The 26,987-nt window shown below is 37.6% G+C and carries 20 protein-coding genes and 1 other annotated feature; of the genes, 5 read left to right on the top strand and 15 right to left on the bottom strand.

All coding sequences use genetic code 11. The features are described from left to right. Positions 1-5: 5 nt before the first annotated feature. From pheS to lepB, 5 genes are all read right to left on the bottom strand, one after another. A complete protein-coding gene (gene pheS, locus H3T55_RS06930) occupies positions 6-1,052 on the bottom strand; it encodes a phenylalanine--tRNA ligase subunit alpha (RefSeq protein WP_225533903.1) in 1,047 nt (348 codons plus the stop codon). A 77-nt stretch (positions 1,053-1,129) separates the two neighbouring features. Then, positions 1,130-1,340, bottom strand: a binding site (T-box leader). A gap of 39 nt (positions 1,341-1,379) precedes the next feature. Next, positions 1,380-1,724, bottom strand: coding sequence for a winged helix-turn-helix transcriptional regulator (locus tag H3T55_RS06925; protein WP_225533902.1), 345 nt, complete (start codon positions 1,722-1,724; stop codon positions 1,380-1,382). A gap of 59 nt (positions 1,725-1,783) precedes the next feature. Further along, positions 1,784-5,587 (bottom strand): helicase-exonuclease AddAB subunit AddA, encoded by a 3,804-nt coding sequence (gene addA, locus H3T55_RS06920; protein WP_225533901.1) that lies wholly within the window; start codon positions 5,585-5,587, stop codon positions 1,784-1,786. Next, positions 5,580-9,158 (bottom strand): PD-(D/E)XK nuclease family protein, encoded by a 3,579-nt coding sequence (locus tag H3T55_RS06915; protein ID WP_225533900.1) that lies wholly within the window; start codon positions 9,156-9,158, stop codon positions 5,580-5,582. Before H3T55_RS06915 ends, addA begins: the two co-directional genes overlap by 8 nt. Before the next feature lie 137 nt (positions 9,159-9,295). Then, complete coding sequence (gene lepB / locus H3T55_RS06910) at positions 9,296-9,856, bottom strand: signal peptidase I (protein ID WP_225533899.1); 561 nt, start codon at positions 9,854-9,856, stop codon at positions 9,296-9,298. 189 nt (positions 9,857-10,045) lie between these two features. On the opposite strand from lepB, the gene H3T55_RS06905 reads away from it, so the two are divergent. Continuing rightward, positions 10,046-10,390, top strand: a complete 345-nt coding sequence (locus H3T55_RS06905) for a hypothetical protein (protein ID WP_225533898.1) — start codon at positions 10,046-10,048, stop codon at positions 10,388-10,390. A 115-nt stretch (positions 10,391-10,505) separates the two neighbouring features. After that, positions 10,506-11,096 carry a DUF5067 domain-containing protein gene (locus H3T55_RS06900; RefSeq protein ID WP_225533897.1) on the top strand — a complete coding sequence of 197 codons (591 nt, stop codon included), beginning with the start codon at positions 10,506-10,508 and terminating at the stop codon, positions 11,094-11,096. Between the two features lie 70 nt (positions 11,097-11,166). Here the strand turns inward: H3T55_RS06900 and H3T55_RS06895 are convergent, their stop codons facing one another. Together H3T55_RS06895 and gdhA are read right to left on the bottom strand one after the other, a co-directional pair. Beyond that, positions 11,167-12,516, bottom strand: a complete 1,350-nt coding sequence (locus H3T55_RS06895; RefSeq protein ID WP_087640174.1) for a glucose-6-phosphate isomerase — start codon at positions 12,514-12,516, stop codon at positions 11,167-11,169. Between the two features lie 221 nt (positions 12,517-12,737). Next, positions 12,738-14,084 (bottom strand): NADP-specific glutamate dehydrogenase, encoded by a 1,347-nt coding sequence (gene gdhA, locus H3T55_RS06890; protein WP_087640175.1) that lies wholly within the window; start codon positions 14,082-14,084, stop codon positions 12,738-12,740. Between the two features lie 137 nt (positions 14,085-14,221). Here gdhA and H3T55_RS06885 point away from each other — a divergent pair, with 137 nt between their 5' ends. Both H3T55_RS06885 and H3T55_RS06880 read left to right on the top strand, forming a co-directional pair. After that, positions 14,222-15,508, top strand: a complete 1,287-nt coding sequence (locus H3T55_RS06885) for an NAD(P)/FAD-dependent oxidoreductase (RefSeq protein ID WP_225533896.1) — start codon at positions 14,222-14,224, stop codon at positions 15,506-15,508. Positions 15,509-15,610: 102 nt separating this feature from the next. After that, positions 15,611-16,048: a hypothetical protein gene (locus H3T55_RS06880; RefSeq protein WP_225533895.1), complete on the top strand. Its 438-nt coding sequence runs from the start codon at positions 15,611-15,613 to the stop codon at positions 16,046-16,048. 54 nt (positions 16,049-16,102) lie between these two features. On the opposite strand, the gene H3T55_RS06875 is transcribed toward H3T55_RS06880, so the two are convergent. After that, positions 16,103-17,497, bottom strand: a complete 1,395-nt coding sequence (locus tag H3T55_RS06875; RefSeq protein ID WP_087640178.1) for a 6-phospho-beta-glucosidase — start codon at positions 17,495-17,497, stop codon at positions 16,103-16,105. Positions 17,498-17,675: 178 nt separating this feature from the next. On the opposite strand from H3T55_RS06875, the gene H3T55_RS06870 reads away from it, so the two are divergent. Next, entirely contained in the window at positions 17,676-18,674 is a 999-nt protein-coding gene (locus tag H3T55_RS06870; protein WP_225533894.1) for a LacI family DNA-binding transcriptional regulator, read from the top strand. Positions 18,675-18,718: 44 nt separating this feature from the next. Here the strand turns inward: H3T55_RS06870 and H3T55_RS06865 are convergent, their stop codons facing one another. From H3T55_RS06865 to H3T55_RS06835, 7 genes are all read right to left on the bottom strand, one after another. Then, on the bottom strand, positions 18,719-19,987 hold the full coding sequence (locus tag H3T55_RS06865) for an ABC transporter permease (protein ID WP_225533893.1): 1,269 nt from the start codon (positions 19,985-19,987) through the stop codon (positions 18,719-18,721). Then, positions 19,980-20,879 (bottom strand): ABC transporter ATP-binding protein, encoded by a 900-nt coding sequence (locus H3T55_RS06860; protein ID WP_225533892.1) that lies wholly within the window; start codon positions 20,877-20,879, stop codon positions 19,980-19,982. Before H3T55_RS06860 ends, H3T55_RS06865 begins: the two co-directional genes overlap by 8 nt. Before the next feature lie 54 nt (positions 20,880-20,933). Then, complete coding sequence (locus H3T55_RS06855) at positions 20,934-21,620, bottom strand: DUF2812 domain-containing protein (protein ID WP_225533891.1); 687 nt, start codon at positions 21,618-21,620, stop codon at positions 20,934-20,936. 6 nt (positions 21,621-21,626) lie between these two features. Further along, the gene (locus H3T55_RS06850; RefSeq protein WP_225533890.1) at positions 21,627-21,935 is read right to left on the bottom strand and encodes a PadR family transcriptional regulator; all 309 of its coding nucleotides are present in this window, start codon (positions 21,933-21,935) and stop codon (positions 21,627-21,629) included. 210 nt (positions 21,936-22,145) lie between these two features. Further along, positions 22,146-23,930, bottom strand: coding sequence for an excinuclease ABC subunit UvrC (uvrC, locus tag H3T55_RS06845; protein WP_225533889.1), 1,785 nt, complete (start codon positions 23,928-23,930; stop codon positions 22,146-22,148). A 165-nt stretch (positions 23,931-24,095) separates the two neighbouring features. After that, on the bottom strand, positions 24,096-24,410 hold the full coding sequence (gene trxA, locus H3T55_RS06840) for a thioredoxin (RefSeq protein ID WP_087640185.1): 315 nt from the start codon (positions 24,408-24,410) through the stop codon (positions 24,096-24,098). An 88-nt stretch (positions 24,411-24,498) separates the two neighbouring features. Further along, positions 24,499-26,865 (bottom strand): endonuclease MutS2, encoded by a 2,367-nt coding sequence (locus H3T55_RS06835; protein WP_225533888.1) that lies wholly within the window; start codon positions 26,863-26,865, stop codon positions 24,499-24,501. Positions 26,866-26,987 lie beyond the last annotated feature (122 nt).

Genomic DNA, 26,987 nt, shown 5'->3' with positions numbered 1-26,987 from the left:
GTCGATTACTCCTTTACCTTGAACTGATTTAAGAAACGTAAATCATTTTGATAGAAATTCCGAATATCATTGACACCATAACGCAGCATAGCAACCCTATCAGGACCTAAGCCAAAGGCAAAGCCTGTATATTCAGTTGGATCGATGCCGGACATTTTCAGTACATCAGGATGGACCATACCTGCACCTAAAATTTCGATCCAGCCAGTATGTTTACACACATTACAGCCTGCTCCGCCACATTTGAAGCAGCTGACATCCACTTCAACAGACGGTTCTGTAAACGGGAAATAGCTTGGACGCAGACGAATGCTGCGATCTTCACCAAACATTTTTTTCATCACAACCTCTAGCGTTCCTTTAAGATCACCCATTGTAACATTTTTATCGATCACTAAACCTTCAATTTGATGGAATTGATGACTATGAGTCGCATCATCTGTATCTCTACGGAAAACCTTCCCAGGGGAGATCATGCGAAGTGCACCTTTAGAAAAATCGTGTTTTTCCATTGTACGTGCTTGAACTGGAGAAGTATGTGTGCGGATCAATGTTTCATCTGTAATGTAAAACGTATCCTGCATATCACGTGCCGGATGGTCTTTCGGTAAATTCATCCGTTCAAAATTGTAATGATCTGACTCGACTTCATATCCCTCAACAACTTGATAGCCCATGCCAACAAAAATATCTTCGATTTCTTCCATTACTTGAGATAAGACATGGCGTGTGCCATGAGTCATTTGTTTTCCTGGAAGTGTAACGTCAATCGTTTCTTGCTCTAATGCAGCATTCAAAGCTGATCGTTCCAAAATTTCTTTACGTTTTTCCAGTGCTTCTGTCAATAAATCTCGGATTTCATTTGCAAAACTCCCCACGATTGGACGTTCTTCTGCAGATAAATCTTTCATGCCTCTCAAAACTTCTGTGATGGGCCCTTTTTTCCCTAATGTTTCTACTCTGATTTGATTTAGTGCATTAAGGTCATCCACTTGCTGGATCTTAGTCAATGTTTCATCTCTTAATGCTTCTAACTGAGCTTTCAATGTCATTTTTTTCTATCCCTTTCTTTTGTTTAATGTTCACATTTTCATCTATCGGTAAAACAAAAAACGATAGCCCGCTCCTAATAAGGAACGAGCTATCGTGTTACCATCCTACTTCATGACAAATAGTCATGCACTCAATTTTAATAACGGCTTTCACCGGCCTGCTTTTATGGAGCAGACAAACTCCGGAAGTGAACTTCATTTTTCGATAACGTAATCTGCTTTCAGTCTATGACAGATTTTCCCTTGAACGTACCAGTGAAAACTACTCTTTTCCATCGACATTTTTTTATTCAATTGAGTATAGTTTACAAGAAGTTTGGTGTTTGGTCAACTGCATTCTTCAGCAGTGACCCATTTTTCTGCCCATTCTTGAATTTGTTCCATCGCTTGCTGCAGATCCTTACCTTTATTTGTAAGGAAATATTCTAAGCGACTGCTTTCGTCACAACGAACAGCTTTTGCAATAACGCTTTCTGCTTCAAGCTCTTTTAGTCTTTCGACTAACACGCGATCACTTAATTCAGGAATTTTTTGGCGCAGTTCACCAAATCGTTGAGGGCCATTTTCTAATAGCACATCAATGATCAAACCATTCCATTTCTTTCCTAGAATCGCAAAGGCCTTTTCAAACTTGGGGCATAGTGCAAATTCAGTTGTTTTTACTTGCTCCATTTTCCTCACCTCGTGAACTGAGTATAGCACACAACTTACAATTTGTAAGTACATCTGCTTCAATTCTTATTGATTTCTTCAATTATTTCTTCTTTGTCTAGATCAATGATGATCCCGGCAGACAACAAGACCAGAAGCACTTGTCTTACTGGTTTATTCGTTGCTTCTACCAATGCTTTTTTATAAAGATTCAATTGTCCTTTATAGCGTTGAATGATTTTTGACACTTCAGCGGGATTTTTATGATCGTTTACATAATCCGTTTTATAATCGTACAAAATACAGGACTCTTCTTGTTCGATATACCCATCGATCATCCCGTGAATCAAAAGATCATCTTCTGTTTCTCGTGGATAATCCTTGATCAGCACTTCTGCTTTTAACAACATAGAAAATGGTTGTTCACGAACGACGTTTTCAGGTTCAGCTAACAATTGCTTTCCTAAACTCGTCTGATAAAACGCCAGGATTTGTTCAATATTGATTTCCTTTGCTACATTTTCCTGAATAATCTTTGTTTTTACTAGTTCATTCTTTAGTCGTTCAATTGTTTCTGTTGTCGGTTCTTGCTTCAAGTCTAAAAGCTGCAATAAATAGTGTGTTGCCGTACCGATTTCCATTGAAGTAGCCCGCTGGATTTTTTCAATAAATCTCGGTTTTCCTAGCTCTCCCTCAGTCATTCGATGAACGATCAATGGTGTCGGCTGAAAGGTGTTTTTATCACTTACTTCGATTTTGGCAATTTCTTTATTATCAGGATCTTCAAAGACACGCTTGATTTCCGAAACAGATTGATAATTGGTCGTTTTTGTTGATAATTGGTATGGGTAATGATAATCCAACCGAAGAAGTGCTTGCTTTATCCTATTTAGATCAACGGTTTGATCTATTTGAGCGTTATCGACAGCTGTATTGGTAAATTGAAGAGCAGCAAATTGTTCTTGAATCTCTTTTTCAGTCATAAATGAAAGAGTAAAATCAGCCGTATGTGTTGTGATTCCCGCTACTTTTTCGGTCACAAATTCGGTTTGAAACTTTGCCATACTTTGATGACGGATCAGACTCATCCCTACCCAATTCATCAAGCTGCTTTTTCCCTGAAGACGATTTTCACTAGGCAGCACTTTTGTTGTAACATCCCCGACTTTCAGCCATTCTTTCCAAAGTGCAGCCTGATCATTGTAAGAACCGACCAAATAAAGTTTTTGCTCAGCTCGGGTCAATGCAACATAAAGCTTACGCATTTCTTCTGATAATAATTTTTTCAATTTTGCTTGCTTGATTGCTAAAAACGGCAATGTATCATACAGCATCCGCTCTGTCTGATCAAGATAACGAATTCCTACACCTAACCGATCATCAAAGACATACCGTTCATTTAAATCTCCTAAATTGAATTCTTTAGTCATATCTAAAATAAAGACGATCGGAAACTCAAGTCCTTTACTAGCATGGATCGTCATGACGCGAACAGCATTTTCCTCACTCAAAATGACAGGTTCAGCTAAATCTTTGTCCTTCTCCTGCATTTTTTCAATAAATCGTACAAATTGAAATAACCCGCGAAAACTTGTTTGTTCATATGCCGCAGCACGATCGACCAGCGCATACAAGTTTGCTTGACGCTGTTTGCCAGCAGGCAGTCCGCCAACATAATCTAAATAAGCAGTATCTTGATAGATCATCCAAATCAAAGAAGCTAATTGATCACGTCTTGCCATTTCCCGCCATTTTGTCAATAATTGTGCAAATTCCATTGTTTTCAGTTGTATTGCCTGTTGCTCTTTAGTCAACTCTACTTTTTGGTTGAATGCTAAAAAAGCATCATAATACATACTTTTTTTCGCTGCCAGACGAATTTCGACTAAATCATTTTCCTTCAAACCAACAATCGGCGAACGTAATACTGCAGCGAGTGGGATGTCTTGATATGGATTATCAATGATCTGTAGAAGAGAAACCATCGTTTGTACTTCTGTTGCTTGAAAATAATTCTGTGCATCATTCACTTGAATTGGAATTCCTGCTGTTTTAAAAATCTCTAAGATCGTCAAATTATTTTTCTTCGTCGGCGTCAGCAGCACAATATCTTTGTATGTTACAGGGCGATTGGTTTTATTTGCTTTATCATAGATCATGAATTTTTGATCCACTAATTCTCTGATTTTCAAAGCAGTCATATGCAGTTCGCCCTCTGTTTTGTCTTCTAAAACCAGCTGGCTCTCATCTATTATTGACACTTCTTCAGTTTTAGCAGCTTTTTTTTCATAAATCAATAGTTCTGTATCATAATTTTCAGCTTCTTCAAATTGATCAAATCCATGAAGCAATCGCGCTGCTTCATCATAGGCAATTTGGCCAACTCGTTCATCCATCAGCTGTTCAAAAACTAAGTTCGTAAAGTCTAGTACATTCTTTCTCGAACGGAAGTTTTCTGCTAAAACAATTCTTTTTCCGTCTTTATTTTGTCCATATTGGTTATATTTCTCAATGAACAACGTAGGATCTGCTAAACGAAAGGAATAGATCGACTGCTTCACGTCACCCACCATGAATAAATTCCCCTCTGAAGCATCTGGTCGTCTCAGCCAGTAAAGAATCGTTTCCTGTAGCCGGTTGATATCTTGATATTCGTCGACGAGTACTTCATCAAATTTATCCCGATAATAAGTGGATGCTTCTGTGGCATGCCAGCCATCCGCATCTTTTTTTGCCAAAATAGCTAAGGTAAAATGTTCCAGATCGTTAAAATCAACCAAGCCTTTGGCTAATTTTTGTCTACCATACGCCTCGATAAAAGCTTGACCGACTCGTGCCATTTCCTCAACAACAGGGAAGGCCTGAGCCATGATCTCTTTCATTTTCTGCGGAGATAAAGTAAACAAATCGTCAATAACTGTAGTGATCGCTTTTTTGTTTTGCTCACGTAATCCCTTTGCTTGACTGGCATTTTCTTTTAATTCCTCAACTCTGACTGTTGGGTATCGTTCAAACGTCACTGTTTTTGAAACTTCAAAACCAGCTTCTAGATCATCATCTGCTAACAGACTGCTGAATGTCTCTACAAACTCCTTTTCATTTCGAGCAAGTACAGCGATTTTTTCAAGTTTTTCTTCCCCTTTAGTCAACTGTATCATTTCCTCATAACGTTCCACACAGCGCATTAAAGTTCCCATCACTTGGGGCTTTATAAACTCTTGGAATAAGATCGAATCTCCCAGTTTACCATCTGCTCGATAGCTATCCGCCAAATGAGTAAGCCATTGTTTAGGATCAGGATTTGCTTTAGCAAATTCATAAAGTGAAAATACCAAGCGTGTTAGCCCTTCGTCGCTTCGATCGTTAGAAAAATTCCCTGTCAATTGGTAGAAGGGTTCGCGGTTTTCTGCATAAAATGTTTCTCTTAACTCATCCCAAACATCTTCTTTCAACAAAAGCATTTCTGTTTCATCCGTTAACAGTCGAAACACAGGATCCATATCGATCAAATAGTAAAACCGACGAATCACCGTCAAACAAAACGCATGTAACGTACTGATATTAGCAGTAGGAAGCAATGTCAATTGACGAATAAAATGTTGTTTCTTTTCAGCATCACTTTCATTGGTAATTGCTTTTTGCAAGGCAACTTGAATTCGTTCTTTCATTTCTTTTGCGGCAGCTTCAGTGTAAGTAACGATCAGTAATCGATCAATATCGGTCCCACTTTTTAGTTTTTCGATCACACGGCGAACAAGGACGGTCGTTTTTCCAGAACCCGCAGATGCAGAAACCAAAATGTTTTCATCCCCGTCAAATACTGCTTGCCACTGATTGTCCGTAAAAAGCTCATTCTCTGGACGTAAAGGAATCTCCTTACTCATCACTTCGTCCTCCTTCCTGTTCATCAAGTATCAATCGTTCCATTACTTCTTTTTTGGATAATGTTTCAATTCGGTTGTAGTTATTTTCTTTTAGCATCACATCAAAATTACAGACGCTTCTAAATGGACAGAACTTACAAGCAATTCTTTCTTTGCCTTGATAGGCAGGATTCAGTTCGATTTCACCACTTGTGATCTTATTTCCAGCCTCAATAAATTTACTGCGGTTATGGGTCAATAATGCATCTAACTCAGGTTCCGTTACAAATTTATCTTCCTGACGGCGGCCAGGTTTGATCAGCCCTTTAGTGGATTCTTCGATCGGATAAAGTAAAGAACTCTTTTTTGGTTCCAAACTTTTGTCTAAATTTTCTAATAGAACCGGATCATTTAGTAATAAACCATCAAATTGAAATTTCTTCAGTAGTTGCTGCTCTTTTTTATCTTCAACCTCGTATGGAAGAATCGGGTTATGGACATGAAGATACAAAGATCCCGCCGGCTTAGCCGTTTGACCTACCAAGCTTACCGCATCCATCAACGCAACGTCTAGATACGTCAGCATCTGCATAGCTAATCCATAATACGCTTCTGTGATGTTGAACTTTTTATGACTGGATTTATAATCTACAACACCTAAATAAAGAGCATCTGGTGTAACTAATTGATCCAATCGGTCGATTTTCCCGCGTACACTGATATTTCCGCCATTTTTAAGAGGTAGTTCTAGTCCCTTGATACCTTTTTGACTTGCTAGCTGCCCAAATAAAATTTCTGTTTGGACTGTGCTCATTCCACTCCGTTCACTTTGACGCTTCAATGCCCAGCTGACTTTTTTGATCGTTTGACCGAGCTGATAGCGAATATAATTCATTCGGCTTGAAGAATCTAAAATCGAAAATTTGATTTCTCCAAAAACAGAATTCAAAATTTTCTCTGTAAACTCGTTGACTTCCTTGTCTGTCAAATCAGTCAATTGTTTCTTTTCCATGATCAATAATTTGAAAAACTGATCAAGTGCTTCATGGAAAAAATCACCTGTAGCTGCTGGAGATAGTCCAAATACGTCCCGTTCCTTTAAGCCTAAACCAAAGCGAGAGAAATATTGATACTGACAACGGTAAAAGCTTTCCATTCTCGAAACAGAAGTGTAGATCTGCTTACTATATAAATCTTGCGCCAGCTGTTCCTGTAGATTTTCAGGAACATTTTTGTGGGCTAAACTTTCAAAGACATGCTGCGCCAACAGACTTTGCTCTTTTTTCATCAACACTTTTTCTAAACGATCCCAAAATGTTAAATACGGTGCTTGCGTTTCCTTTTTCTGCCGTTTTAGATTAGTTAAATCACTGATCAATGTCCGATAAGTCCCAATATGCGCTATGCTTTCCTGCTCATCATCTGAAATCAGCAGTTCTCTTTTTTCTATGATAGACAAATTTAAATCTTTTTGGATATTCAATAAATAAGGAGACATTTTAACGTCTTTGACTGTATCTTTTACACTAGGATATGATAGATATAAACGTTCTCTAGCCGAACTAAGCATGATATAAGCAATAAATGGCTCTTTAGCGATACTTTTTCTTGTATCGTTTAGCAAATATTGACCTTCACCAAGACGTTCACTCATAAATTGTCGTTCTTCATCTGAAAGCAATGTTTTATTTTCGATTTTTTGCGGTAAGACTTGATCAGTCAAGCCAATAACAAAAACAACTTTTGCTTGACCTGGACGCGCTAAATCAATGGCTCTTACCTGAACTTGGTCAATAGCTGTAGGTACCTTATTATAACGTAATCCTTCTAGACCGCTTGAAAAAATCGTTTCAAATGTGGATAGGTCAAACGAATCTCCACCATAGATCGTCACGTATTCATCCATCAAAGTCATCAAAGCTTCCCAAGTTTGTTCATGGTTTCTAGCTGCTTCAAGCTCTCCATTAGCAACTGCTTGATTTCGCCACATGATCAATTGCTTTTCAACGCCGCTGTGCACTAAAAAACGATAAAAGCAATCTGCAGCTTCAATCCCTGTTTTTGCTTTTTGAATGGCTTTAAAAAAAGCAGGAATGGTTTGCTGGATCATTTTACGAACGACATTTGAATCCTGTTCAATTTGTTCAGTATCATCTTGTTGATCTGATTCAAAATCGTAACGGATAAAATGCCAGTCTTTATTTTGTTCCCAATGATACCCTTCATAACCATAAGCAAGCACAACATTCTCAGTCACATCGATTTTCCTGCGCCATTCATCTCGTTGTTGTTGCCATTCTTCACTGGAAATCTCATCTTCAATAGGAAAGAATAATTCTGTTCGCAAGAATCGTAAAACATCACGATATCTGTAGCGATAAGCATTTATTGCGAATAAGGATTGAATAAATTCAACCAACGGATGCTGCTCCATCGCCATATCTCGATCCAAATAAATTGGAATATCGTTGAGTGAAAAAAGTGGTTCAAGAAGTGTCTCATAGCTATCCAGATCACGAGTCAATACTTGAATATCTTTATAACGATAGCCTTCTTCCACAACTAATCTTCTAATTTCTTTAGCAATATGATCGATTTCTTCTTTTGGCGTTTCTGCCTGCCATATCTGTAGATGGTCATTTTTGATACTTGTTTTACTTTTTTTGATTGTTTTCTCTTGCGAATCGATCCAGTAATCGCCAAGAGCTTGAAGATCTACTTCTGTGATCAATGGCTTATCATGTTCGACGATATCTGGCAAAACAGCGATATTTGATTTTCTAGCCAATTGATATAGCTGCTGATACGTCGTTCCCGTTTCATAAAATAAATCCATTGATGACGGTATTTCTACGGCATATTTTTTATCGACGACCATAGATATCTTTACTTCTCCACTTTGTCGCAATAAAACCTCGATCAGTTTTAATTCTCTCGCAGAAAAATGATGATACCCTGTGATCACAAATAAAACATGTTTAAGCTCTTTCGTTTCCAGATATTCCGCCAAATAATTGATGATCTCAGCTGACTTGATGCCATAATGACTCATAGTCTCCTCAAATCGTGAAAAGATCAATTGAATATCTTGAATTTTTAATTGTAGATCCTGTTCTTTCCCGCCTAGTTTAGTTTCTTTTAGAAAATCAGAGAGTTGCTGGATTTCAATATTCCCCTCTTTCATCTCTTGATAAAGTTCAAATAACTGTTGAATAAAGCCAGCTTTGTTGATTTCTCCACGAAAAACACTCAGCTCTTCTTCACTTTCAGACAATATCTTCCTAAACACCATAGCAGCTCCAGCTTCTGACAACACTTCTGAGCTATAATATTGTGTATTTTGAAGATAATACCAAGCTAAGCGGTAAAAACTGAACACTTGTAGACGCATTGTCGCAATCGAATCATTCGATTGGTTTTTGAGTGTTTGGAGTCGTTTCAATGTATTGATTTCTTGTTCAAATTTCATATGATTGGGTACTAGATAAAAAACTTCATTTCTTTTGTCCTTTGAAAGCCAGTCCAATGAAGCCTGTATCAATTCTTCTTCCAAATCCATATCAGCTGTTCCACGTACAAATTGCAGACTCATTTTGTCACATCCTTTTTAGCTGTTGATTCTTTTTATAGTGTAGCACATAATCTTTATGACTATCATAGACAATATCTAACAAAAAAAGCCTCTTAATTAAAAGAGAGCTTTCTGTTTTTTTAGTAAGTGCAACGTATCTACTGCTCAACTTTTGAAAGAGTTCCAAAACGACTGAACGGCCATAACACAAATTTAACATCACCAGAAATATCCTTTTCGTTGATGAAACCGATCATTCTTCCATCTTTAGAATTTCTTCGATTGTCTCCCATCACGAAATATTCGCCCGCTGGAACTTTATCCTTACCTGTGACTTCTTTCAAGGTAAAATCAAAGGTAAATGGCATTCCATCTGTCAGTTCACCTTTAAATTCATCCAAATAAGGCTCTTTTGTTTCTTTACCATTGATATATAACGCATCGTCTTTATACTCGATAGAATCTCCTGGAAGTCCGATCACTCGCTTGATATAGCTTTTTTTAGGTTCATCCGGCGCTGGAAATGTCACAATGTCATACCGTTTGATCTCAGTATTTTTCAGTGCGATCACTCGTTCACCGTCAGCTAATGTCGGGTCCATCGAATGCCCTTTGACAACCACCGGGGTGAAGACAAAGTGTCTTAATAAAAATAGGATCAGCGCAAAAGCTGCAAAATATAATACTGTATGTAATAGCTCTTTTGATTTCAATTTCATTCCTCCAAAAACTTGCTTTCTATAGTTTACCACAAAGGAGCAAATTCCTACACAATTCTTTCCTTTTTATGCAAATTATATTAATCCTTCTTAAGAAAAACGCAATTGTTCGCTAGAAACAGATGACGATAGCGTTAACATTTGATACACTAGTACTTGTCAATAATGGATAAAGGAGGTTGAATCAATATGTTTATCTCATTCGGTATGTTTATTGCTTTGATCATAGCAACGATCATCATGATTTTATTGATCATTTATTTAACTTTTACAAGTGGAAAAGGTCAAACGAATAAACACGACAATCAAATCAAAGCTGAAGAAGAAGCCAAGGCTCGTCTAGCTCAACATAATCCAGAGCAGACAGACACTCTTCATTCAACAATGAATACTAGTGACCTTCCAAAAGAAACACAACACGACTTTCAGCAAAATACCTATTCACAACACGAGGTAGATAATGTAGATGCCCCCGTAGAAGACGATGACTATCTTCACGTCCTGCCTTATCCCAAAGATGATGAATATAAATAACAACTAGCTAAAAATCGATCAATAAAAAAAGCTCTGTTATGCTGACACATAACGGAGCAACCAAACAGAATTTCTCTTAGCAAAAATATTATATCACAAAGTGAGGAATTCGAAAATGAAAAAAACAAGTATTATGTTTATGGGTGGTATACTTTTATTTGCACTTATGGGCTGCGGATCAACTGATTCTGGAAGCAAAGAGTCAAAAGGCAGTGAAACCAGCTCAACTACAAAAAAAGAGGAAAAGACTGAAACAACGGGCGATTTCGTTTCTTCAGCTGCAGACTCAACTTTTGATGGTACAACACTTAAAGGCAATTCATACACTATCAAAATCACAAGCAACAAAGTGATTCAACCGGGTGAACCTGGCAATGAATATGGGGAAAAACCAGTACTAGCTTTTTGGTTTGATACTTTAGTTTCACCTGATTACAAAGATGAAGCTGAGATCAATCCAAATATGGCATGGATTATGAGTTTCAAAGCTGTTCAAGATAATGATCCAAATAAAGTGAACAAGTTAAATGTCTCATCTTTACCAGATGCTCAATTTTTAGAGTCTCAAATGGCAGAAATCAAACCTGGCGGAACTGTAGCAAGTGCAATGGGTTATGAATTGACTGATACTGAGACACCTGTTACTTTAATCGCACAAGACATATTAGGAACAGAATATGGAAAAGCTGATTTTCCAGTTAACTAATTTATTTATACTTAGAAAAAGGAACACTCAACTCATGAGCGTTCCTTTTTCAACTAAATAAAAATCAAAATTATAAGCGATCGTTCAATTCTTTCGCTAATTCTTCAAAGCCTGGTTTACCAAGTAAAGCAAACATATTTTTCTTGTAAGCTTCCACACCTTCTTGGTCAAATGGATTTACACCATTCAAGTATCCTGAAATCCCAACAGCGATTTCAAAGAAGTACATTACGTATCCTAATGAATAAGCATCCATTGCAGGAATTTTTACTACCATATTTGGCACGCCGCCATCTGTATGAGCAAGCAACGTTCCTTGGAACGCTTTTGTATTTACAAAGTCGATTTCTTTACCTTGCAAGTAGCCAAGTCCATCTAAATCCTCTTCTAATTCAGGAATTGAAACAACATGGCGCGGTGTTTCAACTTTAACAACTGTCTCAAATAAGTTACGCATACCATCTTGTACATATTGACCCATTGAATGCAAGTCAGTAGAAAAGTCAGCTGCAGCTGGAAAAATACCTTTTTGATCTTTTCCTTCTGATTCACCGAATAATTGTTTCCACCATTCTGAGAAATAGTGCATTCCTGGTTCGTAGTTGATCAGCATTTCTGTTGTTTTACCTTTACGGTATAAGATATTTCTTAATGCTGCATATTGATATGCTTCATTTTTGCTTAAATCTGTCGTTGATGCGTATTCTTTACGAGCATCATTTGCCCCATTCATCAAACTATCGATATCCGCTCCGCTAACAGCGATCGGTAATAAGCCTACTGGTGTCAATACAGTAAAACGTCCGCCAACATCATCAGGAATTACAAATGTTTCCCAACCTTCAGCATCCGCTTCAACTTTTACAGCACCTTTCGCGCGGTCAGTTGTTGCGTAGATACGCTTGTTTGCTTCTTCTTTACCATATTTTTTAACTAGTAATTCTTTGAATACTCTAAACGCAATAGCAGGTTCTGTCGTTGTACCAGATTTTGAGATCACGTTTACTGAGAAGTCACGATCACCAATAACATTGATCAAATCTGCTAGATAAGTTGAGCTGATGCTATTTCCAGCGAAGAAAATTTGTGGTGCTTTTCTTTCATCTGCTGGTAATAAGTTGTTAAATGAATGATGTAAAAATTCAATTGCTGCTCTAGCACCTAAATAAGAACCACCGATCCCAATAACAACTAAAACCTCAGAATCAGACTGGATTTTTTCAGCTGCTTTTTTGATACGGGCAAATTCTTCTTTATCATAATTTTCCGGTAAATCGATCCAGCCAGTAAAATCACTGCCTGCTCCAGTTCCTTCTCGTAATGCTTTGTCTACTGCAGTCACTTGTGTCTGCATGTATTCCAATTCATGATCAGCGATAAATGGTGTCAAATTGGAATAATCAAATTGAATGTGTGACATTCCTTCTCCTCCTTGAATTTAAACTTACTACATTAACTACTTTACGTTCTTTTCCTGTATTTTTCAAGCAAATTATGACCGTCTGTACCAATTTTATGTTAATTCATTTAAAATAACGAAATTATCTCGTAAAATAATGCCTTCATTGCAAGAAAAAAGAACGACCATGACCAAGCATTCGATCGTTCTTTCATTACTCTCGTTAACGTTTAGATTCTTTCTTAGACTAAACCTTGGCTCAGCATAGCCGTTGCAACTTTTTCAAAACCTGCAATGTTTGCACCTAAAACAAAGTTATCTTTAGCATCATATTTTGCTGCAGTGTCACGACAAGTCTCATAAATATTTTTCATGATAGCATCCAACATGCCGTCCACTTTTTCGAATGACCAAGATAAGCGCTCAGAGTTTTGACTCATTTCAAGTGCAGAAACTGCTACACCACCAGCATTTGCTGCTTTACCAGGGCAGTATAAGACACCAGCTTCAGCTAAAACATCCACAGCTTCTAGCGTACAAGGCATGTTTGCCCCTTCTGCTACAACTTTACCGCCGTTTTTAACTAAGCGTTTTGCTTGCTCTACATTGATTTCGTTTTGTGTTGCACATGGTAAAGCAATATCATACGCCACATCAAAATCCCACACAGATTGACCATCATAATAGACTGCCTCTTTATGTGTGTCAACATATTTAGAAATTCGTTCACGATTTTTTTCTTTCAATTCTTTGACAAGTTCCACATCGATGCCATTTGGATCGTAGACAAAACCAGTTGAATCAGAACAAGTGAGAACTGTCGCACCAAGTTCTTTAGCTTTTTCCATCGCATAGATCGATACATTTCCACTACCGGAAACAACAACTTTTTTCCCTTGGAAAGAATCATTTGCATCGTTCAATAGATGTTTCACAAAATAGACACAGCCGTAACCTGTAGCTTCCGTTCTAGCCTGACTACCCCAATAACCTAATGGCTTCCCAGTCAAAACACCCGCGTCATAATTTCTCAAACGTTTGTATTGTCCATATAAGTAGCCGATCTCTCTTGCTCCAACACCGATATCTCCTGCAGGCACATCTGTACTTGGACCGATATGTTTTTGTAACTCCGTCATAAAGCTTTGACAAAAACGCATGACCTCGGCATCTGATTTTCCTTTAGGATCAAAATCACTGCCACCTTTACCGCCGCCGATCGGTAACCCAGTTAAGCTATTTTTAAAAATTTGTTCAAATGCTAAAAATTTCATCACACTCAAATTTACACTAGGGTGAAAACGCAAGCCACCTTTATATGGACCGATTGCAGAATTATACTGCACACGATAACCACGGTTGACTTTCCAGTTGCCTTGATCATCTTGCCACGGTACTCTGAATTGTAAAATTCTTTCTGGCTCGATCAAGACCCCTAAAATATTGGCTTCAATGAATGCTGGGTTTTCTTTTAGAAATACCTCTACCGTTGGTAAAAATTCATCGACTGCTTGCAAGTATTCTACTTGTCCTCGATCATTTTCATGAATCTTCTTTTGAATCTCTTCCACATACTGTTTTGCTTCCATTTAATCACCCTCTCATAGTTATAATCCTATTTTAACCTAAATTCAGAAAATTTCCACAATTTTTTATTGTAAATTGCAAGAAAGTGAGAAAAAAGTTGAAAATTGTGTTAAACTACCATTGAATTGGAGGCAAATATATGAAACTTTTTGATGTTATTGTCGTTGGTGCCGGCACTAGCGGTATGATGGCTGCAATCGCCGCAGCTCAAGCAGGTAGTAAAGTCTTATTACTAGAAAAAAATAAACGTGTCGGAAAAAAATTATTGATGACTGGCGGTGGACGGTGTAATGTGACCAATAATCGACCAGCAGAAGAAATCATCTCCCACATTCCTGGAAATGGGAAATTTTTGTACAGTGCTTTCTCTCAATTCAACAACTATGATATTATGGCGTTCTTCGAATCAAACGGTACTCATTTAAAAGAGGAAGATCACGGAAGAATGTTCCCTGTCACTGACCGTTCAAAAACGATTGTAGAAACTCTTTTTAATCAGCTGCAACAACTTGAGGTCACTATTTATACAGAAGCAAAGGTTGAAAAACTTTTACATAAAGAAGGTCAAATGATCGGAGTTGCGTTAGCCGATCAAAAGCTATATGCGCCTTGTGTTATTCTAACAACTGGCGGAAGAACGTATCCTTCTACTGGTTCTACTGGAGATGGATACAAGCTAGCTAAAAAAGTAGGTCACACGATCACCACACTTTATGCAACTGAGTCCCCCATTGTCTCAAATGATTCATTTATTCAGAAAAAAACACTTCAAGGTCTATCTTTACAAGATGTTTCGCTTTCTGTCTTAAATCAAAAAAATAAAGTCATTGTTTCGCACCAAATGGACCTTCTTTTTACTCATTTTGGCATTTCTGGTCCTGCAGCTTTGAGATGTTCTAGTTTTGTCAATCAAGAATTAGCTAAAAATCCCGAAGCTGCTGTCTCATTACGCTTAGATATTTTCCCGGAAAACACACAAGCTGAATTAAATAAGAGTGTCCAGTCGATGATTTCCGAGCAACCTGAAAAGTCTTTTAAAAATGCGTTGAAAAACCTGATTCCTGAGCGTCTTTTGGATTATCTATTGACAGAGCTTGAGCTGACTGACACCACAGCTAAAAAAGTCTCTGAAACACAATTAGAACAGTTCACAAAAACCTTAAAGTCTTTTTCAATAACAGCTGAAAAAACTTTGCCTATCGAAAAGTCTTTTGTTACTGGAGGCGGAATTTCTTTAAAAGAGGTCCAACCTAAAACAATGGAAAGTAAACTGATCAATGGCTTATTCTTTGCAGGTGAATTATTGGATGTCAATGGATACACTGGCGGTTATAATGTGACTGCAGCTTTTGTTACAGGACATGTCGCAGGAACTCATGCGGCTGAAATAGCCGAGTATACCTACCTTCCTTTAGAAGATATTTAACTTCTAAGACTTAAGAACGATAAAAGTGATAAAAAGAATCAGTCTTTTGATTGATTCTTTTTTATTTAAATCATGGGAAAATAGTTACAAGAGGTGATATGAATGAAAATTGTACTAAAAAGACAAACAACGTGGGGATGTGTTCGTCATTTCTCTGTGTATAAAAATGGCGCTTACCAAGGGAAACTATTCAATAATTTTTCAACTGAATTAGAAGTTAATGAAGGAGATACGTTAGAGTTTAGAGAAGGTCTTTTTCGTTTTTCTCAAAAAATCAAAGTCACATCGGATACTAAAGAAGTAACCATCACAAATACAAACCAAATCCAGCAATTATTCGCTCTATTCATAACATTATTTTTGGCTATTTCATTGATTAGCCTTTCCATTGATTCTTTGAAAATTTTCTTTTTCGTTGAAATGATTTCTTTTGGAGTCTTGAGCCAATTGTTTCGTTACCGTTCTTATCGATTTAGCGTTGAACCAGAGCAACCCATTCGCTCTTTCTTGAAGAACACGATGACAACTAAAATTATTTGATTTAAATATAAGCAAAAAAACTCCGATCATTTCATCGGAGTTTTTTTTAAGTCATTAATTACTTTTCATCAATTCAGTCACATAAGCAACTGTATCTGGTTGTTCTTTCTCGATTTTAGCGATTGATTCTGAGAAGTTTGGTAAATGATCTTTATGTGCGATCAATAGCTCATCTAAGAGTGTTTTAGCCATTGTGCCTCCAGGAACTAATGGATTCACTGTAAAGGCATGTAAAGCAGCTCCGTAATCTCCATCGATTGCAGCACGGATCACTGTTTCTTCCATTCCTTTCATATTTTGGATGATCCCTCTAGCTGCTGGCGGGAAAGCACCCCAATTATATGGTTCATGTCCATGAGAAGTTACCGGACCAGAAACTTCTACAACACAATCATATGGCAAATCAGTAATTGTACCATTGTTTTCTGTTGAAACGACCATGTCTGTACGTTTATCGTTATAGATCGAAGCAATCATTTCACAAGCAGCATCACTGTAGTGTGTTCCGCCACGTTGCTCTAATTCTTTTGGCTTGTAATCTAGTTTTGGATCTTTATATAATTCAAACAAGCGTGCTTCCGTTTCTTTTACGACTTGTGCTCTTGTTTCACCTTTTTCAAATTCTTCAACTGAATGTTTCAGCATCTCATCTTCGATGTAGTAATAACGGTGATAGCCACAAGGCAGCATACCTAAGTCTTTTAATTGTTCATAATGGAATGGTGCATCCCAAATATTTTTCAGATGACTTTCTTGTTCATTTTGCGGACCATAAATCAAATCGATCAATTCTTGAGTTCGCTCATTTCCTTCTTTATCCCATACACGGTGCCAGTGGAAATGATTGATTCCTGCAAACTTGAAGAATAAGTCTTCTTCCGGAACACCTAATTTTTCAGCAGCCTGTTTGCGGTGACCGATCGGTACATTACATAATCCAACTGTCTTTTTCCAGCCGCCGTGTTTGATTGCAGCTTCAGTGACCATTCCAGCAGGATTTGTAAAGTTTACCAACCAAGCATTCGGGCATAGTTCTTTCATATCTTCAATGATGCCTAAGATCACTGGAATTGTACGGAATGCTTTAAACATACCGCCTGCTCCATTTGTTTCTTGACCTAAAACACCATGGGATAAAGGAATTCTCTCATCTTTAATACGAGCATCCAATAAACCTACACGGAATTGTGTAGAAACAAAGTCGGCATCTTTCAAGGCTTCACGACGATCCAAAGTCAAATGAACTTCCCAGTCTAAGCCAGCCGCTTTGACCATACGTTTTGCCATCTCGCCAACGATTTCCAATTTTTCTTTTCCTGCTTCAATATCAACTAACCAAATTTCTTTGATCGGTAATTCATCTTTTCTTTTGATATATCCTTCGATCAACTCTGGTGTGTAGCTAGATCCTCCACCAATTGTAGCGATTTTCAATGCATCTCTTGTCATGTGTTTCCCTCCTGATTTTTTGTTCAGAATACGTTCTGACATCGTTTACATTTATAGGATAATCTGTGGGAATGTTCCCATGTCAAGGACTTTTTATAATTTTTTTATGGTATACTTATTTAGTAAGTGTCGAGGCAATTTTTCTCCTTACTCAATTTAAACTATGAGGTGTACGCACATGACGACTATCATTGATGTAGCAAAACAAGCGAATGTATCAAAATCAACTGTTTCAAGGGTCATCTCCGGAAATGGCTATGTCAGTCAAGAAAGCAGAAAAAAAGTATTAGAAGCAATGGAAACGCTCGCATATTCTCCTAATCTAATTGCACGCAACCTTCAAAGTGGTGAAACCAAAACAATTGGTTTTTTAGCTCATGGTTCTTTTGGTCCTTTGGGTGTTTTTTTAGAAAGCTTTATTTCAATTGCAAAAACCTATAATTATTATGTCACTGTCTATTTCACTGATGGCGATAAGAAAAAAGAAATCGAAGCACTCAATCAAATGAAGTACAAACAGCTTGATGGCGTATTTATCTTAACTAGAGCAAATGAATGGGATGTCATAGAATCTTATAGCATTTATGGTCCTATCGCAACCTGGCACCGAATAGATTCTGAACGGATCTATTCTTCTTATATCGATCATTATAAAGGCTATTATAAGTCATTAGAGTATCTTTTCGATCAAGGGTATCGTTCTATCGGCCATGTTTTAGGAAACGTAAAAAATCTAAATACCAAAGCTCGCTTAAAAGCGATCGATGATTTTCATGAGGAAAAGCAACTACCTATTAGAAAAAACTGGACCTTTCATGAAGAAAGCAACAGCAACAATGGACAGTCTATTGCTGATTTGTGGCATGAAATGATGGAAAAACCAACTGCAATGGCTTTTTATACTGACTTCGTAGCCGCTGGATTTATTTCAAGATTGCAAACATTAGGCTATTCTATCCCAGAAGACGTAGCAGTTATTGGATTTGATAACAGTGAAATCAGTGATTTAATGCATATTACGACGGTCGATTATTCTATCAATCATCAGGCTGAGAATTCTTTCATTTATTTATATAATCAATTAAATAAAACGCAGCTTCCTGAACGTGAAATTCACGTCACGTTAGTCAAAAGAAATACAGTGCCAAAATATAAATCAGAAAAAAGCCTGAACTAAAACTAGTTTTAGTTCAGGCCTTTTTCGTTAAATTGATTTTTCCCCTAATCAGTTACTTTTTTTCGTTCATTTTTTAAAATAGAAATCGATTGTTTCAATGACTTCCATACACCACCGTCACTATATACTAATACATTTGATTTGTATAATTTAGCAGAAAATAGTGTCAATAATATACCGAAAACGACCAAGATCACAACAGAAATCACAGCGCCTGTCGTACTTACTGTCTCACTTGCTAAACGAATCGGCATAATAAACGATGAAATCAATGGGATATAAGAAGTAACTTTGATCACAATATTTTGCGGATCGGTCGGTCCCAATGAAATACCGATAAAGTACCCAATCATTGCGATATAGATAATTGGTTGAACTGCTTTTGCAGTATCTTCTGGCTTAGAAACCAATGAACCGCACAATGCTGCAAGAACTGAATAGACTAGGACACCTAGAACAAAAAATACTAACGTGAAGAATAAGAAGCTGCCAAAGATATTAGCGGATGAGATCCCATCTAAAAATGTTTTGACTATCTCTAAATTCTTTAACTGTGAATAACCAATTCCGATTGCCGCAGCATATATCACAATTTGCGTTAATGCAACCAAGATCACCCCAGTCAATTTGCCATAAAAGTGTGTTTGAGCTTTTGTACTGGACAAAATGACTTCCATGATCCGCGTGCCCTTTTCTGAAGCAATCTCCTGAGCAATGATCGATGCATAGGTGATGATAATTACCCACAAAATAATCGTTATGACAAATGATAAAGCAGATTGAATCGCTGTATTATCTTGACCGGTAGTCATCTTACCATTTTCATCAAAACTAACTTTTGTTTTTTCGAAATTTGCGGGCTGACTTAGACTAGATACTTGTTCAGCAGTTAGATTCAGCTTACTTGCATTTAATGAAGATTGTAATCCATTGAGCATTTGACTCATCATCAATTCTGTCGTTGTTCCTAAGGAAGATTCGACGTATAATTTTCCTTGAATCTGTTCTTCTTTTGTATCAAGTACAAGAAAAGCATTGATATCTTTCTTTTTCAATTGCTTCTCTGCATCTTTTTGTGATGTAACAACTTTAAATGTATATTCATCACTTTCAGACTTTGCAAGCTGTTCTGCCAATACTTGGTTATCTGACACAAGTCCAACTTTTGTATCCTCAGAAAAACCACCAGCAAGTGAACCAGCAATATAGATGATCCCCATTACTATAAACGGCACCAATATCATAATGACAAAAGAAACGGATTTCACATTCTTTTTATATACATCGCTTGCTATGATCCAAAATTTATTCATTTGGTTCACCTGCTTTCATTTTGAATATTTCTTCTAATGTTGGTGGCTGCTGATTGAACATTGGGATATACCCAAATTGAGTCGCACGTGCAAATATTTCTTCACCCGCTTTTGGATCTTCCAAGGTTACTTCGACCACTCCATCACCACGCTTGACCGCGGCTTTAACGCCATCGATTGCTAGGACATCCGCTAGTTCCAATGGTGATTCCAAGAAAACCTTAGTACGACCAAAGCTTTCACGAATGTCATGGACTTTCCCATTCAACACCATTTTTCCACTACGCAACATCACCAAATGGTCACAGATTTTCTCAACATTATCCATATTATGACTAGAGAAAATCACACAGGAACCTTTTTCCTTCAATGCAAGAATCCCATCCTTTAAAAGCTCTGCGTTCACAGGATCCAACCCACTAAAAGGTTCGTCTAAAATAACTAGTTTCGGCTCATGGATCAGCGTTGCGATCAATTGAACTTTTTGTTGATTACCTTTGGAAAGTGATTTTACTTTATCTGTTTTCTTTCCTTTAACTTTGAATTTTTCCATCCATTCGTCGATCTTAGGTTCGATTTCTTTTTTTGTTTTTCCCCTCAATTCTGCAAAATAAATCAACTGATCTTGAATTGAGATCTTTGGATATAATCCTCTTTCTTCCGGTAGATAACCAATATCGTTATAGTCTTTCCCGCTTAACGAGTGACCATTCCACAGGACTGTTCCACTGTCTTGCGATAAAAAATCTAAAATCAAACGAAATGTTGTGGTCTTGCCCGCCCCATTTTGGCCGATCAATCCAAGGATTTTTCCATCCGGAATTTCAAAAGAAATATCATCCACAGCTGTGTAGTCCCCAAATGTTTTGACTAAATTATTCACTTCTAACATTTTCATCCCCCTATTTTCATACTTGATTTATTTTATAAATAACTAATTCACGTATCAATAAAATGTTTCACCTAAAATAAGACTAACCATGATACCAAGAACAAAACCAATTGCCCCTAGAAATAAAGAATCTCTCATTACCTTTTGTCGTTTTGCGAAACGTTCTGGATGATTATAGTATTTGCTCCTGTCTCGATAAAATACTAGAGAAAATATCACACTGATCACAACTCCTGGTGGCAGTGCAACAAAAAGCATACCCACAAACATAAGAACTACTCGAAATGCTAAATTAGAAAGGATCAGATTATTCGTCTCCTTTGTATGTAGAAGTATTCCTAAAAGAATGAGTCCTATAGGAAAATAGATCCAATAACTCCGCAGCATCCAAAGCCATTCTTTCTTCATTCGCTGCCAATAACTCTCTGGATCCGAGTATATAGTCGGTGTATCAAGATCAGCTTTAAAATAGAAATATTTATTTTTGTAATTCGTTATATTCTCCCAGCCTGCCTGCTCATAAATCACCAAATATTCAGACAATTCTTCTTTTGACCCTTCAAAAAAATCAACAGAAAAATTCTTCTGTTCTGGTTCTCCCTTTTCAAAAACCAAAAATCCCAACCGATTCATTTTTCTAAAAAGCCAGCCATCCTCAGCCATCATTTTTAAGATCTGCATTTCTTTCTCAGGATAAAATGCTACGCCTCTAGAAAAAATGTATTTTTTTCCCCTAACCATCTTCACTCAATCTCCTTTTTTTGCTAACAGACGACTTCCAGCTTGATACAGGAGTTTCCGTCGTTCTACATCTTGCTCTAAGATGCTTCGTCCCTTATCAGTGATCAAATAAATCTTTTTCCGATCACTACTTTCCTCTAATGAAATATATTTGCTTGTTTGCAATTTTTTTAAGATAGTGTACATGCTTGCTGGACCAATCGTAACTTGACCATTCGTTAAAAGATTTACTTCTTTCATGATAGCATAGCCATGCTGTGGTTTTAATAATGCTAACAGAATCAAATAGGTAGAGTCTGTCAATGTTTCTTCCATGATGCTCCGCCCCTTTATATCGTCAAGCGATATATCATATACTGATATAGTATCGTTTGTTGTTTCTGCTGTCAATTGTTTTTTTATCCATAATTTCCTCTTTGATCATAAAAAGAGAGAGCGGAACAAAACTAAAAATCAGTTTTGTTCCGCTCTCTGAATCCGAAAATTAGTGTTTAAGAAGTAATCTTGTTCCCTTTCACTAATTAATCACGTCTCTTCTTTTTCATGTAAATGGTCATAGACATTTTTAGCCACATTTTTTGGCAGTCCAGAAGCATTTAATTCTTCGATACTTGCTGCAGTAATATTTTTTAAAGATTTGAATTGCTTTAAAAGTTCTTTTTTTCGTTTGGGACCTAGACCTTCAACTCCGTCTAAACGTGAAGCAAAACTATTCTTACTTCGCAATTGACGATGGAACGTGATCGCAAATCGATGGACCTCATCTTGAATTCGCTGTAGTAAAAAGAATTCTTGAGAATTTCTTTCTAAAGGAACGATCTCTAGTTCAGGACCGAAAAGTAACTCACTTGTCTTATGCTTATCATTTTTAGCCAATCCAGCGATCGGGATATCCAAACCAAGCTGATTATCTAGGACTTCTCTTGCCGCATCTACCTGACCTTTCCCGCCATCGATGACGATCAGGTCAGGGAATGGCAATCCTTCTTTTAGAACACGGGAATATCTGCGATAGATAACTTCTCGCATGGATGCATAGTCATCTGGTCCCTTTACCGTTTTGATCTTGTATTTTCGATATTCTTTTTTATCAGGACGGCCGTCGACAAAAACGACCATCGCAGAAACCGGATCAGTTCCCATAATATTCGAGTTATCAAACGCTTCGATTCGTACAGGAGCTGGAATATTCATTGCATTGCCTAACTTTTCAACTGCTCCGATCGTCCGCTCTTGTTTGCGGACGATCAAATCAAATTTTTCCTGTAATGCGACTGTAGCATTTTTCCCAGCAAGTTTTACCAGTTTTTTCTTCTCTCCTCGTTGGGGCTGCAGCACTTTTGTTGAAAGCATCGCTTCAACACTTTCAATATCGATATTGTCCGGGATCAACACTTCTTTTGGAATAAAATGTTCATTTTCTTGATAAAACTGTCCGATAAACGTCAAAAAGTCTTCCTCTTCTTCGTTATAGAATGGAAAAATCGAAACATCTCGTTCAATCAACTTTCCTTGACGAACAAAAAAGACTTGCACGCACATCCAGCCTTTGTCCACTGAATAGCCAAAAACATCACGATCGACTAGATCTGCATTGGTCATTTTCTGACGGGTCATTACAGTCTCGATCGCTTTGATCTGGTCGCGGTATTCTGCTGCTTTTTCAAATTCCATATTTTCAGCAGCAGTAGCCATTTTCTGTTGAAGCTCCTCTTGAATTGCAGGATGTCCGCCATTCAAGAAGCTCTTGATCTCTCCCACCATTTCTTTATATGTTGATTTAGGGATGTCAAATACACAAGGAGCCAAGCATTGCCCCATATGATAATATAAACAAACTTCCTTTGGAAGTACACGGCATTTTCTTAAAGGAAATAAGCGATCAAGCAATCGTTTCGTTTCATTTGCTGCGCCAACATCCGGATAGGGACCAAAATAAAGAGCTTTATCTTTTACAACTTTACGTGTGATCAATAGACGCGGATAATCTTCATTCGTGATTTTGATAAAAGGGTAACTTTTATCATCTTTCAACATAATATTATACTTAGGATCATTCTTATGAATCAAATTGATTTCCAATAAGAGTGCTTCGATATTTGACTCGGTGACAATATATTCAAAGTCTTCGATTTCACTGACAAGTCGTTCTGTTTTTGTATCATGACTGCCAGTAAAATAAGAGCGAACACGATTTTTTAATACTTTTGCTTTCCCGACATAAATAATGGTACCATTTTTGTCTTTCATCAAATAACAGCCTGGCTGATCAGGAAGCAATGCTAATTTATTCTTGATTCTTTCGTTCATAGTACTTCCTTTCTCTTTCTTTGATAAAGTTTATTATACCATTTTCTCGACTGTTAGACAGAAAAAAGGTGAGTCAGACAAAACTTTCCGTCTTATCTCATTCACCAAAAACGCTCATTCAAAAAAGCTGAGACGAAAAAATCATTCGTCTCAACCTTTTGCTTTTTATAAATATTTTTCGATCAATGTACGTAATTGTTCTTTTGAATGGACACCAACTGCTTTTTCTACAACTTCGCCATCTTTTTTCAAAAGAAGCGTTGGAATACTCATGATACCAAATGAAGCTGGTGTTTCCGGATTTTCATCCACATCCATTTTTGCGATTTTCAGTTCGCTTTCATCATATTCTTCACTTAGTTGTTCTAAAATTGGTGCCTGCATCCGACAAGGTCCACACCATGTTGCCCAAAAGTCGATCAATACAAGACCGCTATCTGTTTCTGCTGCAAATTCTTTATCTGTAATTACTTGTGTCATTTGATTTACCTCCTACTTTTACTTCTATTGTGATTATAGCACTTGTTCCTTTATCCGACTAGTTTTCTGCTTACTAAAGGTAAGTACACTATTTGAATTTAACAATTGTTGCCCCATTACCGCCCTGATTCCCCGGTGCAAATTCGAATCCGCTCACACTGCGGTGATTTTTAAGATATTCGGTGATTCCTGTCCGTAATGCCCCAGTCCCTTTTCCATGAACGATCGTGACTTGCGGATAGCCGGCTAAAATTGCTGCATCCAAATATTGATCTACTTCTGCCAAAGCTTCTTCATAGCGTTTTCCTCGTAGATCCAACTGATTCGGTACATGACTACTTTGGCTTGAGCGCACAGCAGTTACCCGCTGTTTTGGTTCTTTCTCAGGTGCTACCGGTGTCATGTCGTTTTCATTCACAGCCATTTTCAAAATACCAAGCTGTACTTGCCATTCTTGCGAGCCAGTTTTGCGAATCAGGGTTCCTCGTTGGCCATACGTATTAACAATGACCTCATCACCTGTTTTTAGCTGTTTCTGTTCTTTCGCTTTTTTTAATACTTTATTTTTTTCTAAGCGTGTTTCTTCTTGATGGAGTTGAGAAAGCTTCGATTTTGCATCAATCAGCTGATGTTCTTTGATACCGCCTTGGTTGCCGCTGGTCAACTGCATTTTACGAATATCTGAAATAATAGCTTCTGCTTGTTCTTGTGCCTCAGAAACTAGCTCATTGGCTTTCTTACGTGCTTTAGCCATCTCTTTCTCACGTTCATCAAAGAAGTAACCGTAAGCATCTTTCAATTCTTTATATAAACGCTCTGATTCATCCACATAGTGACGAACTTCCAAGTATTCTGTTTCAGCCATCTTGCGACGATTTTCTAAGTCAGCGATCATTTCATTTAAATCCTGACTTTCTCCATCCATGATATGTTTGGCTTCATCGATGATTGCTTGATCTAGACCTAAACGTTTAGAAATTTCGAACGCATTACTTCTTCCTGGAACCCCAATCAGCAAACGATACGTTGGACTCAAAGTATCTACATCAAATTCCATGCTGGCATTGATCGTACCTGCACGATTATAGCCGTAAACTTTCAATTCAGGATAATGAGTTGTCGCCATGACATACGCACTCTTACTGCCTAATGCGTCTAAAATCGAAATAGCCAATGCAGCACCTTCCTGCGGATCGGTACCAGCACCCAGCTCGTCAAAGAGAACTAAACTATGACTGTCCACTTTCTCTAAAACACTGACGATATTCGTCATGTGCGAAGAAAACGTACTTAAACTTTGCTCGATCGATTGTTCATCACCGATATCTGCAAAGACTTCGTCAAAAATTCCCATACGACTTTCTTCGCCTACTGGGATCGGCAAGCCTGATTGTCCCATCAACTGCAGCAGTCCTAAGGTTTTCAGTGTGATCGTCTTTCCTCCGGTATTTGGTCCAGTGATGACAATTGCCTGATAATCCTCACCAATCATAATATCATTCGGTACAGCTTTTTCCTGATTTAATAAAGGATGTCTTGCCTGCTTGAAATAAATATGGTTTTCTTCGCTGATTTCGGGAACAACTGCCTTGAGTTCCTTACCAAAACGAGCCTTTGCATTGGCAAAATCAAATTTGCCGATCACATAAGCATTGTGCAGAATATCATTACGATGAGGAACTAACTCAGCTGATAGTTCTGATAAGATCCGCTCGATTTCATTTCGCTCCGCAATTTGATGCTGACGTAAGCGGTTATTGAGTTCCACGATTTGTTTTGGTTCGATAAATAAGGTTTGTCCAGAAGAACTTTGATCGTGGACAACACCGCCAAATACACTTTTATATTCTTGTTTCACTGGAATAACGTAGCGTTCGTTTCTCATTGTAACGATCGCGTCACTTAAATATTTCGCATTTTTTCCTCTTACAATACCATCTAATTGCTCACGGATCGTTTGCTCACTTTTACGAATATTATTACGGATGCCCTTCAATTCTGGGGAGGCGTCATCCGTCACGCGTCCATCTTCATCGATGGACTCTTTTAAACGGCGACTTAGTTCAGATAATACAACTAATTGCTCTGTCCATGAATAAAGACGTAACAAGTCGATTTCACTATCCTGTAGATCTTTGAAAAAACGAATGATCTCAGATGTCGTAGATAGTACTCGACCGATTTGTGCTAATTCCAAGCCATTCAAATCGGCACCGATCTCGATTCGTTTCATATGCGGACGAATATTTTCCAGCTTGGGAATAGGTATTCCACCGCGTAATCGTTGTATTTTTAGGCTATCTTCGGTTTCTTCCAACCATGATTGGATCGTCAGCTCATCATTGACAGGAACTAAATGCTCAACTTCTTCCATCCCTTGTGCTGTAACAATATATTGAGCAAGCATTTGTTTGACTTTATCAAAACCTAAAGTTGTTAAAATACGGGTATTCATTGATTCTCACCTTCTATTCTTTTTTACTGTGTAACGTGAATTAGGCAAACAGTAACTGATTCAGCATTGAAACAAGTTATGTTTACCTTCATTCTCTAGCTATCCAGATGTTCTCTTTATTT

It is taken from the genome of Enterococcus sp. S22(2020) (assembly GCF_020295385.1).
GTDB lineage: Bacteria > Bacillota > Bacilli > Lactobacillales > Enterococcaceae > Enterococcus_L > Enterococcus_L dunnyi.
This window is presented reverse-complemented; position numbering and strand designations above follow the sequence as displayed.